Source organism: Flammeovirga aprica JL-4 (assembly GCF_012844305.1).
Taxonomy (GTDB): Bacteria; Bacteroidota; Bacteroidia; order Cytophagales; family Flammeovirgaceae; genus Flammeovirga; species Flammeovirga aprica.
On sequence record NZ_JABANE010000369.1, the window covers coordinates 1 to 657 of the forward strand.

Annotated in this window: 1 protein-coding gene; it reads left to right on the forward strand. The window is 39.4% G+C overall.

The window, feature by feature from the left end:
- On the forward strand, positions 1-657 hold a 657-nt coding region (locus HHU12_RS34420; protein WP_240971281.1), incomplete at both ends, for a reverse transcriptase domain-containing protein.

Sequence of the window (657 nt, forward strand, 5' to 3'; positions counted from 1 at the left end):
CTACATCAATAGTGGCTATCAGGATATCATAGATATTGATTTGAAAAGCTTCTTTGATGAAGTGGATCATACCATTTTACTCCAGCTGATTTATCAGAGAGTAAAATGTCCGCTCACGATGAAACTGATCCGTAAATTTCTCAGAGCACCCATCATGATTGAAGGTAAATTAAGGAAAAGGCGAAAAGGAGTTCCCCAAGGAGGTCCACTGAGTCCGCTTCTTTCCAATATTATGCTTCATGAATTAGATCTCTTCTTAACGAAGAGAGGGGTTCTTTTTGTGAGATATGCAGATGACTTCAGTATTTATGTGAAGTCAGAAAAATCAGCTAAACGAGTCGGGAATAATGTGTATTTATTTTTGAGAGATGTGCTTCAACTCCCGATAAACCGAGAGAAAAGTGGTCGCCGACGTCCCTTCAATTTTGAGGTACTTGGTTACGCTTTTGTATCGAGTTACAAGAAAGGAGCTAAAGGGCAATATCAACTTGTTGCTAAGCATGATTCATGGAAAAAGTTGAAGGCAAGCCTCAAAGAGGTGACACGAAAAACGACTCCGATGAGCTTCGATGAACGTATCAAGAAACTCTTAGAAATCCAAAGAGGTTGGGTAAACTACTTTAGTTTGGGGAACATCAAACGAAAACTCAAGAAGGT